The sequence below is a fragment of the Pseudomonas sp. TH34 genome, assembly GCF_016650865.1.
In the GTDB taxonomy this organism is placed as follows: domain Bacteria; phylum Pseudomonadota; class Gammaproteobacteria; order Pseudomonadales; family Pseudomonadaceae; genus Aquipseudomonas; species Aquipseudomonas yamanorum.
Window position 1 is genome coordinate 94,793 of record NZ_JAEKFB010000029.1, and the last position, 14,955, is coordinate 109,747.

Below are 14,955 nucleotides of genomic sequence, written 5' to 3' on the forward strand. Positions count from 1 at the left end.
TCACAAGAAGTACGTAACATTCACATGCACACCTCTGAACATCTCCGCTTGGAGGTGGACTATATGTATTGGTAGTAAATGTCCCATCCATCCGTAGGAGTAAGAACATGACCTGGTCCAAACCTGCTTACACTGATCTGCGTATCGGCTTTGAAGTCACCATGTACTTTGCCAGCCGCTGATTGGCTTTGTATCGCAATGCAACGCCTCGGCTCGCCCGGGGCGTTTTTATTTTTGAGTTATGTGTAGTGGAGCGGCCATGTTTGTCCAGATTCTAGGTTCCGCCGCGGGCGGTGGTTTCCCGCAATGGAACTGCAACTGCGTGAACTGCGCAGGTTTTCGCGACGGTAGCTTGCGGGCCGAAGCGCGTACCCAGTCGTCCATCGCGATTTCCGATGACGGCGTGAACTGGGTGCTGTGCAACGCCTCACCCGACATCCGTGCCCAGCTTCAAGGGTTCGCCCCGATGCAACCCGGCCGCGCCCTGCGGGACACCGGCATCAGCGCGATCATCCTGATGGACAGCCAGATCGACCACACCACCGGCCTGCTCAGCCTGCGCGAAGGCTGCCCGCACCAGGTGTGGTGCACCGACATGGTCCATGAGGACCTGAGCACCGGCTTCCCGCTGTTCACCATGCTGACCCACTGGAACGGCGGCCTGGCGTGGAACCGCATCGAGCTGGATGCCAGCTTCACCATTCCCGCCTGCCCCAACCTGCGTTTCACACCGCTGCCCCTGCGCAGCGCGGCGCCGCCCTACTCGCCTCACCGATTCGACCCACACCCGGGCGACAACATCGGCCTGATCGTCGAAGACCTGCGCACCGGCGGCAAACTGTTCTATGCGCCGGGCCTGGGCAAGGTCGACGGACCGTTGCTGGAGATCATGGCCGGCAGCGATTGCCTGCTGGTGGACGGCACGATGTGGGATGACGACGAAATGCAGCGCCGTGGCGTTGGCACCCGCACCGGTCGCGAGATGGGCCACCTGGCGCAAAACGGCCCCGGCGGCATGCTGGAGGTGCTGGAGCAGTTGCCCAAGCAGCGCAAGGTGCTTATCCACATCAACAACACCAACCCGATCCTGGACGAGGACTCGCCCGAGCGAGCCGAGCTGCTGCGACGCAATGTGGAAGTGGCGTACGACGGCATGAGCATTGAATTGTAGGAGTGAGCCAAATGACTGACACACCGCTGTCCACCGCCGAGTTCGAACAGGCCCTGCGGGCCAAGGGCGCGTTCTACCATATTCATCACCCGTATCACGTGGCGATGTATGAAGGCCGGGCCACCCGCGAGCAGATCCAGGGCTGGGTCGCCAACCGCTTTTATTACCAGGTGAACATTCCCCTCAAGGACGCCGCGATCCTGGCCAACTGTCCGGACCGGGAGATTCGTCGTGAGTGGATCCAGCGCCTGCTGGATCACGACGGCGCCCCCGGCGAAGACGGCGGCATTGAAGCCTGGCTGCGCCTGGGCCAGGCCGTCGGCCTCGACCCGGATCAACTGCGCTCCCAGGAATTGGTACTGCCCGGCGTACGATTTGCGGTAGACGCCTACGTCAACTTCGCCCGTCGCGCCAGCTGGCAGGAAGCTGCCAGCAGTTCCCTGACCGAATTGTTCGCCCCGCAGATCCACCAGTCGCGCCTCGACAGCTGGCCCGAGCATTACCCGTGGATCGACCCGGCCGGCTATGAGTATTTCCGTACCCGCCTGGGCCAGGCTCGCCGGGATGTGGAGCACGGCTTGGCGATTACCTTGCAGCACTACACCTCCCGCGAAGGCCAGGAGCGCATGCTGGAAATTCTCCAGTTCAAACTGGACATTCTTTGGAGCATGCTCGATGCCATGAGCATGGCTTACGAACTGAAACGCCCGCCGTATCACAGCGTGACTGATCAGCGTGTGTGGCATAAGGGGATCACCCTATGAGCTTCGATCGCAGCAAAAAACCGACCTGGCGCCAGGGCTATCGCTTCCAGTACGAACCGGCGCAGAAAGGCCATGTGTTGTTGTACCCGGAAGGCATGATCAAGCTCAACGACAGCGCCGCGCTGATCGGTGGTTTGATCGATGGCGAAAGCGATGTAAGCGCGATCATTGCCGAGCTGGACAAGCAATTCCCTGGCGTACCCGAGCTCGGTGAAGACATCGAGCAATTCATGGAGGTTGCCCGTGCTCAGCACTGGATCGAACTTGCCTGACCTGCCACCGAAACCGGAGATCGGCCTGCCACTCTGGTTGCTGGCCGAGCTGACCTATCGCTGCCCGCTGCAATGCCCGTACTGCTCCAATCCGCTGGATTTCGCCGAGCAGGGCAAGGAGCTGAGCACCGAACAGTGGATCAAGGTATTTCGCGAAGCCCGGGAAATGGGCGCCGCGCAACTGGGTTTTTCCGGTGGTGAACCGTTGGTGCGCCAGGACCTCGCCGAACTGATCGCCGAGGCGCGCAAGTTGGGTTTCTACACCAACCTGATCACCTCCGGCATCGGCCTCACCGAGCAGAAAATCAGCGACTTCAAGAAGGCAGGCCTGGACCATATCCAGATCAGCTTCCAGGCCAGCGACGAGCAAGTGAACAACCTGCTGGCCGGCTCGAAAAAAGCCTTCGCGCAAAAACTCGAAATGGCCCGGGCAGTGAAAGCCCACGGCTACCCGATGGTGCTGAACTTCGTCACCCATCGGCACAATATCGACAAGATCGACCGCATCATTGAGCTGTGCATTGCCTTGGAAGCGGACTTTGTCGAGCTTGCCACCTGCCAGTTCTACGGCTGGGCCCAGCTCAATCGGGTCGGCCTGTTGCCGACCCAGGAACAGCTGGTGAGCGCCGAACGCATCACCAACGAATACCGCGCCAAGCTCGAAGCCGAAGGCCACCCGTGCAAGCTGATATTCGTCACGCCGGATTACTACGAGGAACGCCCGAAAGCCTGCATGAATGGCTGGGGCAGCATCTTTCTGACGGTAACGCCGGACGGTACTGCCCTGCCGTGCCACGGAGCCCGACAAATGCCGGTGCAATTTCCCAACGTGCGCGACCACAGCATGCAACACATCTGGTACGACTCGTTCGGCTTCAACCGCTTTCGCGGCTACGACTGGATGCCCGAGCCGTGCCGTTCATGCGACGAGAAGGAAAAGGACTTCGGCGGCTGCCGCTGCCAGGCGTTCATGCTGACCGGGGATGCCAGCAATGCCGACCCGGTGTGCAGCAAATCGGAGCACCACGGGCTGATCCTTCAGGCCCGTGAAGAAGCGGAGCACGCCACCCAGACCATCGAGCAACTGGCCTTTCGCAACGAGCGAAACTCACGGCTTATCGCGAAAGGCTGAGGTCATTTTAGCGTTTGGCGATGATGTACACCGCGTGCACGATACCCGGGATATAACCGCACAAGGTCAGCAGAATATTCAGCCAGAACGCGCCAGCGAAACCCACTTGCAGGAACACACCCAGTGGCGGCAGCAGAATGGCGATGATGATGCGAATGATATCCATGGGTTCAGCTCCAGAAAATCGGCTCGTGTGAGCCGTACAAGCTAATCGACCTTGGCCGTTGGTAAGGGTTCAGTGGGATCTGGCACGGGGCCATCCTCAGGCCAGGATTTCCAAACCATGCTTCTGCACGATGCTCAACAGCTTGAGCGCCATGCCGCTGGGCCGCTTCTCACCAGACTCCCATTGCTTCACCGTGGAGGCGCTGGTGTTCAAGTAACGGGCAAATACAGGTTGGCTGACGTGACTGCGCTCGCGTAGTTGTTTGATTTGCTCGGCCGGGATTTGCGCCGGAATATCCGCAAGGCATGCCTCGTCGAACTCACGAAGGGTGGTTTTGTTAATAGCGCCAATTGCATAAAGCGCTTCGGCGGATTGATGAATGGACTCAAACGCCTCACTTTTATATTTCTTGGTCATGATGTATCTCCACAAACTCCCTGAGATCCAGCATCTGCTGAATCTGTGCTTCGCTGAAACCTTCATAGGTCTTAGCCAGCGACCGAAACCAAACCAGCTCGCTTTGAGTGATATTGCTTTGGTTCTGCTTGGCGTATAGCAATTGATATACCCAGTAATGCCTGCCCTTGGCCAAGACAATTGAACGATATCGGTTCTGATTCAGACGTTTCTTCCAAACACCACCGCCCAAATTGTCGGCTTGGCCGCCAAGCATCTCGCTGAATGCTTCCCTCAATTCCGAATCACATATCCAAGCCTTGCTGGCTGCGTTGGCAAAATTCCGCGTTTTGAACAGCCTGAGCCTCATAGGCATCCCTTCCCAAAAACATACCACTCAGTGGTATAGATTAGAAATAGGGCATAAAAAACTTCACGCCCTATCGGCAGTCCTTGCCGACGCCCGCTAAAAGGCCATTTTTCCCAATGATGCTCAAGCACCCTTTTCAATCCAAAAATTACGCAGACAAAAAAACGCCCCCAGCCAAAAGAATCAGGCTGGAGGCGCCGCGTATACCGCGAGACGGTTCAGGAAATAAGGGGGTTAAACGGCAATGCCCTTGCGGCATTGCAACTGTGCGGTGCGCACCCGGGAGAACGCTCGCGCCAGGCGCAGGAGCATTTCGTCGACGTTGCTTTTGCTCAATGTGAGCGCCGGAGTGAAGCGCAGACAGTCAGGTTGCGGCGCGCTCAGGATCAGTCCTTCGCTCAGCGCGGCCTTTACCACTGCATCTGCCGAATCTTCCGACAGGGTCAGTCCCCACAGCAGGCCTTGGCCACGCAGTTCGCCCTGGCCATAACGATGAGCCAGGCGGGCAAGCCCTTCGCCCAGATAAGCGCCAACCTCGCAAACGTGCTCCAGAAATCCGTGGCTCAGTACAGTATCGAGCACCGCTATACCAGCGGAAGCCATCAGCGCGTTGCCATGGTGGGTGCCTTCCAGCTCACCGATTTCAAAACAACACGCCTTGCCCCGCGCGAGCAACGCCGCCAGTGGCACACCACCACCCAAGCCCTTGCCCAGGCAGATGATGTCGGCACGTACGCCGTAGTGCTGTTCGGCGAGCAACGTGCCGCAACGGCCAGTGCCGGTTTGCACTTCGTCGAGGATCAACAGGATGCCCAGCTCGCGGCACAGGCGTTCGACACCCTTGAGATAGTGCTCGGTCGCAGGGATGACACCCGCATCGTTCTGGATCGGTTCCAGCATGATTGCCACGGTCTGTGCGTCGACGGCTGCATGTAATGCGGGCAGGTCGTTGAAAGGCACATGACTGAATCCCGGCAGTTGCGGCTCAAAACGGTTTTCACTGGCAGCGGCCGATGCCGACATCGCCGCAAAGCTGCGGCCATGGCAACCGTTGCTCGCGGTGATGATGCGATAGGCGCCGCCACGGTGCAGCTGGCCCCATTTGCGCGCCAGCTTGATGGCCGCTTCACAGGCTTCGGCGCCACTGTTGAGCAGGTAGACCTGGTCGCTGCCGGTGCGTTGGCACAGGCGATCGGCGAGGTTCAGTTGAACGCGGTTGTAAAGGCCGTTGCCGGGGTTGATCAGCGATTGGGCCTGATCGGCAAGCGCCTTGGTCACTACCTGTGGGCTGTGACCCAGGCTGTTGGCGCCGCCGCCCTGGCTGAAGTCGAGATAGGTGCGGTCTTCGCTGTCCCATAGCCAGGAACCCTGACCGCGTACAAACACCTGAGGCGGACGCGTCACGCTGGGCATCAGGCAGTCGCTGGAAAGGTCGTCTCGCAGTGTCGGAGTTTTCGCATCGAGGATCAGATCATCAAGACTGGGGACCGGGCGTCGCAGGTTAAACAGGTTCATGGATATACCCCGCTGGCAATCGCACCTTGGTCGGTATTACCGATCAGCCCATGGCTGAGGTTTTTTGCCCTGCCTATGCAAACACCGTCAACATAAACACTACTCATCGCACTTTCCGGCCCTGTAAGCCCTGTGAATAGGCGCTAGACTAGGCGCCTCGGGGGCACTCGGCCATTTCGATTTTCCAGCATTTTCGATAAGTGTTACTTATGGATTTCAAGCAACTGCGTTATTTCGTCGCGGTGTATGAAGAAGGCCACGTGGGCCGGGCTGCAGAGCGCCTGTCGATCTCCCAGCCGGCCTTGTCGCAACAGATCCGCCAGCTCGAACAGAACCTCGACGTGAGCCTGTTCGAACGCAGCAGCAAGCGCCTGCTGCCAACCCTCGCCGCCCACACGTTGTACAACCACGCCCTGCCCTTGCTCGATGGCATGCAGCAGGCCGTGGAAGCCTTACGTAACTTCAAGGGACAGGCATTGCGCACCTTGGCGATCGGCGTGCTGCAAACCGTGCACACCAGCCTGGTACCACAGATGCTGGAACGGGTGCGCAAGGCCCAGCCGCACTTGGTGGTACAGATCTACGAACTGACCGGCATGGAGATCGAGCGCCGGCTGCTCAACGGTTCGCTCGACATCGGCATCAGCTACCTGCCGCCGCGCCAGCCGGGGTTGCACGGTGTGCTGCTGTATGAAGATGAACTCAAGGTGGTCATCCCGTCTGACCACCCGCTGCGGGAATTCAAGAAAGTCTCCTTGAAGCAAGCCGCCGAGCTACCGATGTTGCTGCTGGGGGAAGAGTTTCAGGTACGGCAGATCTGGCAAGGGCAACTGGCCAACCTGGGCCGTCGTCCGCAAGTGCAGGCAGAGCTGAATACGATGGTGGGGATTCTCGACAGCCTGCCCTACACCAAGCTGGCGACAGTACTGCCCGGACGCTCCCAGGACGAACACAACAGCAAGGCGTTGCTGTGGAAACCGTTGAGTGAACCACGGGTGCCGTTGAAAGTGGGATTGGTGTGCCGGGATGTGCAGCGTCAGCAGGCGACGCTGGAATTGTTGCGCACGCTGCTGGAAGACGTGATGAACGCGCCTGTCTGACTTTTTCGCAGGCAAAAGAAAACCCCGCCGAAGCGGGGCTTTGCAGACTGTTTCCCTGACATCCATTTCACTCCGCCTTCCTGGCAGAATCCTACGTGTCCGTGTTGTTGCTTTGCGCTTCCTGCGCGACGTCCATGTGAAGTAGATTATCCGTGGATCCAATGTGGCGATAGAGGACGAATAGCAGCACGTCATGTAAGAGAATGCTTACACGCCCTCCAAGCCCTTAGAACAGTGCTTCATCCAGCAAAAACAGCGATTCGCTACCGGCTTTTACCGAGGCGCTGAGGGACGCGATTCTCGGCAGCAAGCGGGCAAAGTAGAAGCGCGCAGTCCCCAGTTTGCTGGCGTAGAAATCTTCCTGAGCCTCTTTGCCCAAGGCCGCCTTGGCCATCAGGGCCCACATGTAGGCATAGGCCATGTAGCCAAACGCATGCAGGTATTCCACCGACGCCGCACCGATTTCATTCGGGTTGGACTTGGCGCGATCCAGCAGCCAGGCAGTCAGTTCGTCCAGATCATCCACCGCCGCGTTAAGCGGTTTGGTGAACTCGGCCAGTTCGGCGCCCGCAGTAGCGGTGAAATGGCGGATCTCGTCGGCGAACAGCTTGTAGAACGCCCCGCCACTGCCGACGATCTTGCGTCCCACCAGATCCAGGGCCTGAATGCCGTTGGTGCCTTCGTAGATCTGGGTGATGCGCACATCACGCACCAGTTGCTCCTGGCCCCATTCGCGAATGTAGCCGTGGCCGCCGAAAATCTGCTGGCCGTGCACGGTGGTTTCCAGGCCCAGGTCAGTCAGGAATGCCTTGGCCACCGGGGTCAGCAAGGCAACCAAGTCGTCCGCACGCTTGCGGGTGGTGGCGTCTTCGCTGAACTTCGCGGTGTCGAGTTGCATTGCCACGTAGGTGGAGAATGCGCGCCCACCTTCGTTCGAGGCTTTCATGGTCAGCAGCATACGCCGCACGTCCGGGTGGACGATGATCGGGTCAGCGACTTTATCTTTGGCTTTCGGACCGGTTGGCGAACGGCTTTGCAGGCGGTCGCGGGCGTATTCGATAGCGTTCTGATAAGAGCGCTCGCCTGAGGCCAGGCCCTGAATACCGACGCCCAGGCGCTCGTAGTTCATCATGGTGAACATCGCCGCCAAACCCCGATTCGGCTCGCCCACCAGGTAACCCACGGCTTCGTCGAAGTTCATCACGCAGGTCGCGGAAGCCTGGATGCCCATCTTGTGTTCGATGGAGCCACAGGTCACCGGATTGCGCGCCCCCAGGCTGCCGTCGGCATTGACCATGAACTTGGGCACCAGGAACAGCGAGATGCCCTTGGGACCCGCCGGTGCGTCCGGGAGTTTGGCCAGCACCAGGTGGATGATGTTCTCGGTGAGGTCGTGCTCGCCACCGGTGATGAAGATCTTGGTGCCGCTGACCTTGTAGGAACCGTCTGCCTGAGGCTCGGCCTTGGTCCGAATAATCCCCAGGTCGGTGCCCGCATGAGGCTCGGTCAGGCACATGGAGCCGGCCCACACACCCGAGTACATATTCGGCAGGTAGGTGGCTTTGAGTTCTTCGCTGGCGTGGGTGTTGATCGACACGCAGGCGCCGGAGGTCAGCATCGGGTACAGGCCAAAGGCCAGGCCCGAGGAGTTGATCATCTCTTCAACCTGGGCCGATACCGCCTTGGGCATGCCCATGCCGCCGTAGGTCGGGTCACCGCCCACACCCACCCAACCGCCTTCGGCGTAGGTTTTGTAGGCGTCCTTGAAGCCGGCCGGGGTGAAGACTGCGCCATTCTCCCAGCGGCAGCCTTCTTCGTCGCCGCCACGGCTAAGCGGGGCGACGGTCCTGGAGGTGACTTTGCCGGCTTCTTCGAGGATTGCCTCAACGGTCTCGGCGTCGACGGTCTCCGCCAGCGCAGGCAGTTGGGCCCAGAGTTTGGCCACCTCGAAAACTTCGTTGAGGACGAAGCGCATATCGCGCAGCGGCGCTTTGTAGTCAGCCATGGCAAACCTCGTGAGAACTTTAACGTTATTCGGGTGGGATCAGTTTTACAGACCCAGAGTGTAACCGAACAACTTTTGTGACACATAGGGTCTGCTTGTGACCAACAAGTATTTTACGGTCACTAAAGCGCAAACAGCTCCGCCGGCAGACTCATCAGGCACTCACTCCCCGCTTCCACTGCCGCCCGATGGGCCGACGTGCGCGGTAGCAGGCGCTTGAAGTAGAACTCGCATGTCGCCAGCTTGCCTCGAGCGTAATCGGCATCACCGCTGCCGCTGTCCAACTGCTCCTGCGCCACCAGCGCCATGCGCAGCCACAGATAGGCGAGGATGATGTAGCCGCTGTACATCAAGTAATCCAGAGCTGCAGCACCCACTTCATCCGGGTTCTTCATGGCTGCCATGCCGACCTTGACGGTCAACTCGCCCCATTGCTGATTCAACTCGTTGAGCTGCGCCACATGACCCTTGAGTTGCGGATGCTCGGCGTTTGCAGCGCAGAACTTGTGGACGATCTTTGTAAAACCTCGCAGCAGCTTGCCCTGGCTGCCGAGCACCTTGCGCCCGAGCAAATCCAGCGCCTGGATGCCATTGGTCCCTTCATAGATCGGCGCAATCCGGCAATCCCGCACCAACTGCTCCATGCCCCACTCACGAATAAAGCCATGGCCACCGAACACTTGCATACCGTGGTTAGTCACCTCCAGCCCGGTTTCGGTCATGAAGGCTTTACAGATCGGCGTAAGGAAGGCCAACAAGTCTTCAGCCTCCTGACGCTGACCTTCGTCGCCACTCAAGTGCGCGGTATCGAGCAACTGCGCGGAGAAGTAGGTCAGCGCCCGGTTGCCTTCGTTGAAGGCTTTCATGGTCAGCAACATGCGCCGCACATCCGGGTGGACGATGATCGGGTCGGCGGCTTTTTCCGGAGCCTTGGCACCGGTCAGCGAGCGCATCTGCAAGCGGTCGTTGGCGTACTTGATCGCACCCTGGAAGCTCGCTTCGCCCAAACAAAGGCCCTGCATGCCGGTGCCCAGGCGCGCATGGTTCATCATGGTGAACATGCAGTTCAGGCCCTTGTTCGCTTCACCGATCAGGAAGCCCCGGGCGCCATCGAAGTTCAGCACACAGGTGGCCGAAGCCTTGATGCCCATCTTGTGTTCGATCGAGCCGCAAGCCATCGCATTGCGTTCACCCGAGTCAGCGTGAAACTTAGGCACGATAAACAGCGAAATGCCCTTGGTCCCGGCCGGCGCGTCCGGCAGCTTGGCCAGCACCAGGTGGATGATGTTTTCACTCATGTCGTGCTCGCCGGCCGAGATGAAAATCTTGCTGCCGGTGATCGCGTAGCTACCATCTGCCTGAGGCACCGCGCGGGTCTTGATCAGCCCCAGGTCGGTGCCGCAATGGGCTTCGGTCAAGCACATGGTGCCGGTCCACTGGCCGGCGGTGAGTTTGCTCAGGTAGGTGTTTTTCTGTTCTTCAGTGCCATGGGCACGGATCGCCGACATCGCACCGTGGGTCAGGCCCGGGTACATGCCCCAGGACGTATTGCTGGAGGAGATCATCTCAGCGAGTACCAGGCCGAGGGACATTGGCAAGCCCTGCCCGCCGTAGGCCGGGTCTGCCGCCAAACCGTGCCAGCCGCCTTCCACGTACTGCGCGAAGGCTTCCTTGAAGCCCTTCGGCGTGGTCACCACACCGTTGTCGAAATGGCAGCCTTCTTCATCGCCGGAGCGGTTCAACGGCGAGAGGACGTTTTCACAGAACTTGGCGCCTTCTTCGAGGATCGCGCCTACCATGTCCGGGCTGGCATCGGTCGCACCCAACGCCGCGTAGTGGCCGTGGAAATCAAAGACGTGATCGATCAGAAAGCGCATGTCGCGCAGGGGAGCTTTATAGTCAGGCATGGCGATGTCTCCGGCAGCAGATGCCTTCAACCTACTGCCCCACGGCCCACCGGACAATCACTGTAGGGCCGCTGAATACACCGCCATCACTCAACCGGCAGCGCTGTCCATTCGTACCGCGCCCCGGCGGGTCTGCCCCGAAGCAACCACGCAGTTACGCCCCGCGCCCTTGGCGTTGTACAGCGCCTGGTCGGCGGATTTGAGCACTTCTTCAGGGCTGCGCTGCTCGGCCTGGCGCTCGGCGACGCCGATGCTGACCGTCACCGACACGCTGGACGCGCCACTGCCTGCACGACGTTGCCGGCCTTGCTGGTCGTCGTTGGGACGATCGGGGTTACGCAACTTGATGTCGTAGTTGGCGATGATTTCGCGGATCTCTTCCAGGTGCGGCAGGCATTCATCCAGGGTCTTGCCGGCGAACACCACGGCAAACTCTTCACCGCCATACCGATAAGCCCGCCCTCCACCGTTGACCTTGGACAGCTTGCTGGCCACCAGGCGCAGTACCTGATCGCCCACATCGTGCCCATGGGTGTCGTTGAAGCGCTTGAAGTGATCGACGTCGCCCATGGCCAGCACGTAGTTGCGCCCCAGCCGCTGCATGCGTTCGTTGAGTGCGCGACGGCCCGGCAGCCCGGTCAGCTCGTCACGGAAGGCCATTTGATAAGCCTCGTGGGCCACACCGGCGGCAATCATCAGCATCACCTGGCTGCACATGATGTTCAGGGTGAACGGCAGGATGAAGGTCTGCGGCAACATCCAGAACAACCCCAGCAAGCCCACCAGTTGCGCGGCGTGCAGCGGTCTTGGCTGGTACCAGTACTGCGCGGCCAGAGTGACAAAGCCAATCAGGAACATCGGGTAGGAAAGCTGGATCAGGCTCATCCAGCGGCCATGCAAGGCGGGCCAGCGAATCTCGGCCAACCAGCTCAACACGGCCTGGGGGAAACTTTGCTCAAGGGCCAGCGCCACGCTGCCGATCGCCAACAGCACCGCGCACCGTGCGATGAAGTCGCGAAACAGGTGGGTTTTTTCCTGCCAGAGCGCGTAGATGCTGAACAGCAGCGGCAACAACAGGCAGCACAGATGGAAAACCACCGCCGCGTCGTCCCGAACTCGGCCATGGTCGCGGTAATAATCGGTCTGGGTGTCCAGCAGGAAATAGACCACGTACACCGTGATCATCAGGAACAGCTCGCGCTGGCGGCGGTAGACCGCGCAGTACGAACCGCCCAGCAGCAACACGAGGGTCGGCAGCACATTGAACAGTGAGGTGAAGAACACATTGAGGTCCTTCACATACGCAGCCGAGAGCCCCGCCATCAGCAACAGCAGTGAAGGTAAAAAATGACTGAAACGTAAAGCAGACACGCGTGGCAAGGGTAAAGCTCCGACCCACTAAAAAGATGGCACAGTGCCTTCACTGATCACAGTTAAGCACATTCGATGTGATGCGTATCACATTGCCATCACTTTAACGGCCGAGCGGCGCAATCCCTGAGTGCTGCGCTGTGGTTTTTTATTGACTGGCGTGGAGCGGGACGCAGAGCATCCCAGGCTGCATTCCCACGCGGAGCATGGGAACGAAAAAAAAGCCGCCGCTCCCTAAGGAGCGGCGGCTTTTGAAATGAACCCGCCGAGGCTTAGTAGCCCAGGTCGAAGTTCTCTTCTTTCATGTCCATCAGGTTGTTGGCGCCCGACAGCATGGTTGCAACGTGGGTGCGGGTACGCGGCAGGATGCGCTGGAAGTAGAAGCGCGCAGTCTGCAGCTTGGCGGTGTAGAAACCTTCTTCGGTGGTGCCGGCAGCCAGTTTCTCGGCGGCCAGGCGGGCCATGTCAGCCCAGAAGTAGGCCAGGCAGGCGTAGCCGGAGTACATCAGGTAATCCACCGAGGCAGCACCGACTTCTTCACGATCTTTCATGGCCGCCATGCCGACCTTCATGGTCAACTCGCCCCACTCTTTGTTCAGTGCCGCCAGCGGTGCAACGAATTCCTGTACCGCTTCGTTGCCTTCGTTGGCCTGGCAGAACTTGTGGACGATCTTGGTGAAGCCCTTCAGCGCTTCGCCTTGGGTCATCAGCACTTTACGGCCCAGCAGGTCGAGGGCCTGGATGCCGGTGGTGCCTTCGTACAGCATCGAAATGCGGCTGTCGCGAACGTTCTGCTCCATGCCCCACTCGGCGATGAAGCCGTGGCCGCCGTAGATTTGCACGCCGTGGTTGGCGGATTCAAAACCGACTTCGGTCATGAACGCCTTGGCAATCGGGGTCATGAACGCCAGCAGTGCGTCAGCCTGTTTCTTGGCTTCGTCGTCGGTGCCGTACTTGACCACGTCAACCTGCTTGGCGGTGAAGTACACCATCGCGCGGTTGCCTTCGGCGAAGGCTTTCATGGTCAACAGCATGCGGCGCACGTCAGGGTGCACGATGATCGGGTCGGCTGCCTTGTCCGGCGCTTTCGGGCCAGTCAGGGAGCGCATTTGCAGGCGGTCACGAGCGTATTTCAGGCCGCCCTGGAAGCCGATTTCAGCGTGGGACAGACCTTGCAGCGCGGTACCCAGGCGAGCGGTGTTCATAAAGGTGAACATGCAGTTCAGGCCTTTGTTCGCCGGGCCGATCAGGAAACCGGTGGCCGCGTCGAAGTTCATCACGCAGGTAGCGTTGCCGTGAATGCCCATCTTGTGTTCCAGGGAACCACAGGACACCGCGTTGCGCTCGCCAATCGAACCGTCGGCGTTCGGTACGAACTTGGGAACGATGAACAGCGAAATGCCTTTGGTGCCAGCCGGTGCGTCCGGCAGGCGGGCCAGAACGATGTGGACGATGTTGTCGGCCATGTCGTGTTCGCCGGCCGAGATGAAGATCTTGGTGCCGGAAACCTTGTAGGAGCCGTCAGCCTGAGGCTCGGCCTTGGTGCGCAGCATGCCCAGGTCGGTGCCGCAGTGCGGTTCGGTCAGGCACATGGTGCCGGTCCACTCGCCCGACACCAGTTTGGTCAGGTAAGCCTCTTGCTGTTCCGGGGTGCCGTGCTCGGAAATGGTGTTCATCGCGCCGTGCGACAAGCCAGGGTACATACCCCACGACCAGTTGGCTTCGCCGACCATTTCGCTGACTGCCAGGCCCAGGGACTCCGGCAGGCCTTGGCCACCGTGCGCCACGTCGTGGGCCAGGCTTGGCCAGCCGCCTTCAACGAATTGTTTGTAGGCTTCTTTGAAGCCGGTAGGGGTCTTAACGCCTGACTCGCTCCAGGTGCAACCTTCGATGTCACCCACGCGGTTCAGCGGTGCCAGTACCTGCTCACAGAACTTGGCGCCTTCTTCGAGAATGGCGTCAACCATGTCCGGGGTAGCGTCCTGGCAAGCCGGCAGACTCTGATAGTGCGCTTCATAGCCGAGCAGTTCGTCACGAACGAAGCGAATATCACGCAAGGGGGCCTTGTAGTCAGGCATAGCGATAAACCTCTGCTGATGTATCTGGGATGAACAACCGCGTGGATTGTTGTAGCGGTCAAACAGTTGTTTGAAACATACGTTTACGACCTATCCTTGTCAAGCGTCGTGCAAATGCCGTTTGTCATGACGCAGGTCAACGTCAGGCACGGCAAGGCCTGCAGCGAAATGCCACATGACGATTCAGGGGGAAAAAGATTATTGAGCGGTGAAGATCAATGTGGGAGCTGGCTTGCCTGCGATGCGGGCGCCGCGGTGTATCAGGAGGATCGAGGTGACGCTATCGCAGACAAGCCAGCTCCCACAGAGAAGCCAGCTCGCACAATAAGAGGGGGGGTTATGCGTAAGTATCGATCAACGTACCAAGCATTTCGTCGGAAGCCTTGGCCACTTTGGCGCCCAGCTCGACCTGAAACTTGCCTTGGGCCATCTCGACCATATTGCTCGCCGAGTTGCTGGCCTGATTGGCATCTACCGAACGCAAACGATCATTTTGCGCGTCCGAAGGCTGGGTAGTGGCGGCGCTGGCGATCTTGCCGGCGGCCTGGTCGACACGGTTCTGCCCGGTCTGAATGGCGCTCAGTCCCGAGTAAAACGCACTGCTACCAGAGATTTCCATGGCGTGAACCTGCCTGAAAGAGAATCGTGAAACCTTATTGAAGCAGACATACCGGCAAAAGGCCCGTTAAAAACACTAATGGCATAATG

General features: G+C 59.5%; 15 protein-coding genes. 6 read left to right on the forward strand and 9 right to left on the reverse strand.

Features of this window, described 5'->3' with window-relative positions:
* Nucleotides 1-107 precede the first annotated feature (107 nt).
* The 5 genes from pqqA (at nucleotide 108) to pqqE (ending at nucleotide 3,339) form a co-directional block, all read left to right on the forward strand.
* On the forward strand, nucleotides 108-182 hold the full coding sequence (gene pqqA, locus JFU58_RS21455) for a pyrroloquinoline quinone precursor peptide PqqA (protein WP_003194766.1): 75 nt from the start codon (nucleotides 108-110) through the stop codon (nucleotides 180-182).
* Between the two features lie 77 nt (nucleotides 183-259).
* Entirely contained in the window at nucleotides 260-1,171 is a 912-nt protein-coding gene (gene pqqB, locus JFU58_RS21460; protein WP_010167410.1) for a pyrroloquinoline quinone biosynthesis protein PqqB, read from the forward strand.
* 11 nt (nucleotides 1,172-1,182) lie between these two features.
* Nucleotides 1,183-1,935, forward strand: coding sequence for a pyrroloquinoline-quinone synthase PqqC (gene pqqC, locus JFU58_RS21465; RefSeq protein ID WP_201142171.1), 753 nt, complete (start codon nucleotides 1,183-1,185; stop codon nucleotides 1,933-1,935).
* Complete coding sequence (gene pqqD, locus JFU58_RS21470; protein WP_201142173.1) at nucleotides 1,932-2,207, forward strand: pyrroloquinoline quinone biosynthesis peptide chaperone PqqD; 276 nt, start codon at nucleotides 1,932-1,934, stop codon at nucleotides 2,205-2,207. The genes pqqC and pqqD overlap by 4 nt, the downstream gene beginning before the upstream one ends.
* Entirely contained in the window at nucleotides 2,200-3,339 is a 1,140-nt protein-coding gene (gene pqqE, locus JFU58_RS21475; protein WP_201142392.1) for a pyrroloquinoline quinone biosynthesis protein PqqE, read from the forward strand. Before pqqD ends, pqqE begins: the two co-directional genes overlap by 8 nt.
* Nucleotides 3,340-3,346: 7 nt before the next feature.
* Here the strand turns inward: pqqE and JFU58_RS21480 are convergent, their stop codons facing one another.
* From JFU58_RS21480 to JFU58_RS21495, 4 genes are all read right to left on the reverse strand, one after another.
* Nucleotides 3,347-3,505: a YqaE/Pmp3 family membrane protein gene (locus tag JFU58_RS21480; protein ID WP_003211049.1), complete on the reverse strand. Its 159-nt coding sequence runs from the start codon at nucleotides 3,503-3,505 to the stop codon at nucleotides 3,347-3,349.
* 96 nt (nucleotides 3,506-3,601) lie between these two features.
* Nucleotides 3,602-3,922, reverse strand: coding sequence for a helix-turn-helix domain-containing protein (locus JFU58_RS21485; protein WP_063026725.1), 321 nt, complete (start codon nucleotides 3,920-3,922; stop codon nucleotides 3,602-3,604).
* Nucleotides 3,906-4,271, reverse strand: coding sequence for a type II toxin-antitoxin system RelE/ParE family toxin (locus JFU58_RS21490; protein ID WP_201142175.1), 366 nt, complete (start codon nucleotides 4,269-4,271; stop codon nucleotides 3,906-3,908). Before JFU58_RS21490 ends, JFU58_RS21485 begins: the two co-directional genes overlap by 17 nt.
* A 234-nt stretch (nucleotides 4,272-4,505) precedes the next feature.
* A complete protein-coding gene (locus JFU58_RS21495; RefSeq protein WP_063026721.1) occupies nucleotides 4,506-5,786 on the reverse strand; it encodes an aspartate aminotransferase family protein in 1,281 nt (426 codons plus the stop codon).
* A gap of 209 nt (nucleotides 5,787-5,995) precedes the next feature.
* Between JFU58_RS21495 and JFU58_RS21500 the strand changes: the two genes are divergently transcribed.
* The gene (locus JFU58_RS21500) at nucleotides 5,996-6,886 is read left to right on the forward strand and encodes a LysR family transcriptional regulator (RefSeq protein ID WP_063026719.1); all 891 of its coding nucleotides are present in this window, start codon (nucleotides 5,996-5,998) and stop codon (nucleotides 6,884-6,886) included.
* Nucleotides 6,887-7,112: 226 nt separating this feature from the next.
* On the opposite strand, the gene JFU58_RS21505 is transcribed toward JFU58_RS21500, so the two are convergent.
* The 5 genes from JFU58_RS21505 to JFU58_RS21525 all read right to left on the reverse strand — a co-directional run bounded on the left by JFU58_RS21505 (nucleotide 7,113) and on the right by JFU58_RS21525 (nucleotide 14,866).
* The gene (locus tag JFU58_RS21505) at nucleotides 7,113-8,891 is read right to left on the reverse strand and encodes an acyl-CoA dehydrogenase C-terminal domain-containing protein (protein ID WP_201142177.1); all 1,779 of its coding nucleotides are present in this window, start codon (nucleotides 8,889-8,891) and stop codon (nucleotides 7,113-7,115) included.
* Between the two features lie 122 nt (nucleotides 8,892-9,013).
* Complete coding sequence (locus JFU58_RS21510; RefSeq protein WP_201142180.1) at nucleotides 9,014-10,798, reverse strand: acyl-CoA dehydrogenase C-terminal domain-containing protein; 1,785 nt, start codon at nucleotides 10,796-10,798, stop codon at nucleotides 9,014-9,016.
* A gap of 90 nt (nucleotides 10,799-10,888) precedes the next feature.
* On the reverse strand, nucleotides 10,889-12,178 hold the full coding sequence (locus tag JFU58_RS21515) for a GGDEF domain-containing protein (protein WP_063026713.1): 1,290 nt from the start codon (nucleotides 12,176-12,178) through the stop codon (nucleotides 10,889-10,891).
* A 263-nt stretch (nucleotides 12,179-12,441) separates the two neighbouring features.
* Nucleotides 12,442-14,247: a phenylacyl-CoA dehydrogenase gene (locus tag JFU58_RS21520; RefSeq protein WP_003211060.1), complete on the reverse strand. Its 1,806-nt coding sequence runs from the start codon at nucleotides 14,245-14,247 to the stop codon at nucleotides 12,442-12,444.
* Between the two features lie 337 nt (nucleotides 14,248-14,584).
* Nucleotides 14,585-14,866, reverse strand: coding sequence for a hypothetical protein (locus JFU58_RS21525; RefSeq protein ID WP_010167428.1), 282 nt, complete (start codon nucleotides 14,864-14,866; stop codon nucleotides 14,585-14,587).
* Between the last annotated feature and the right edge of the window lie 89 nt (nucleotides 14,867-14,955).

Coding starts and splice junctions, on each gene's coding strand:
- JFU58_RS21490 (WP_201142175.1), bottom strand. CDS start 4,271: ATGAGGCTCAGGCTGTTCAAAACGCGGAATTTTGCCAACGCAGCCAGC.
- JFU58_RS21525 (WP_010167428.1), bottom strand. CDS start 14,866: ATGGAAATCTCTGGTAGCAGTGCGTTTTACTCGGGACTGAGCGCCATT.
- JFU58_RS21495 (WP_063026721.1), bottom strand. CDS start 5,786: ATGAACCTGTTTAACCTGCGACGCCCGGTCCCCAGTCTTGATGATCTG.
- JFU58_RS21510 (WP_201142180.1), bottom strand. CDS start 10,798: ATGCCTGACTATAAAGCTCCCCTGCGCGACATGCGCTTTCTGATCGAT.
- JFU58_RS21505 (WP_201142177.1), bottom strand. CDS start 8,891: ATGGCTGACTACAAAGCGCCGCTGCGCGATATGCGCTTCGTCCTCAAC.
- JFU58_RS21485 (WP_063026725.1), bottom strand. CDS start 3,922: ATGACCAAGAAATATAAAAGTGAGGCGTTTGAGTCCATTCATCAATCC.
- JFU58_RS21500 (WP_063026719.1), top strand. CDS start 5,996: ATGGATTTCAAGCAACTGCGTTATTTCGTCGCGGTGTATGAAGAAGGC.
- pqqC (WP_201142171.1), top strand. CDS start 1,183: ATGACTGACACACCGCTGTCCACCGCCGAGTTCGAACAGGCCCTGCGG.
- JFU58_RS21520 (WP_003211060.1), bottom strand. CDS start 14,247: ATGCCTGACTACAAGGCCCCCTTGCGTGATATTCGCTTCGTTCGTGAC.
- JFU58_RS21480 (WP_003211049.1), bottom strand. CDS start 3,505: ATGGATATCATTCGCATCATCATCGCCATTCTGCTGCCGCCACTGGGT.
- pqqB (WP_010167410.1), top strand. CDS start 260: ATGTTTGTCCAGATTCTAGGTTCCGCCGCGGGCGGTGGTTTCCCGCAA.
- pqqD (WP_201142173.1), top strand. CDS start 1,932: ATGAGCTTCGATCGCAGCAAAAAACCGACCTGGCGCCAGGGCTATCGC.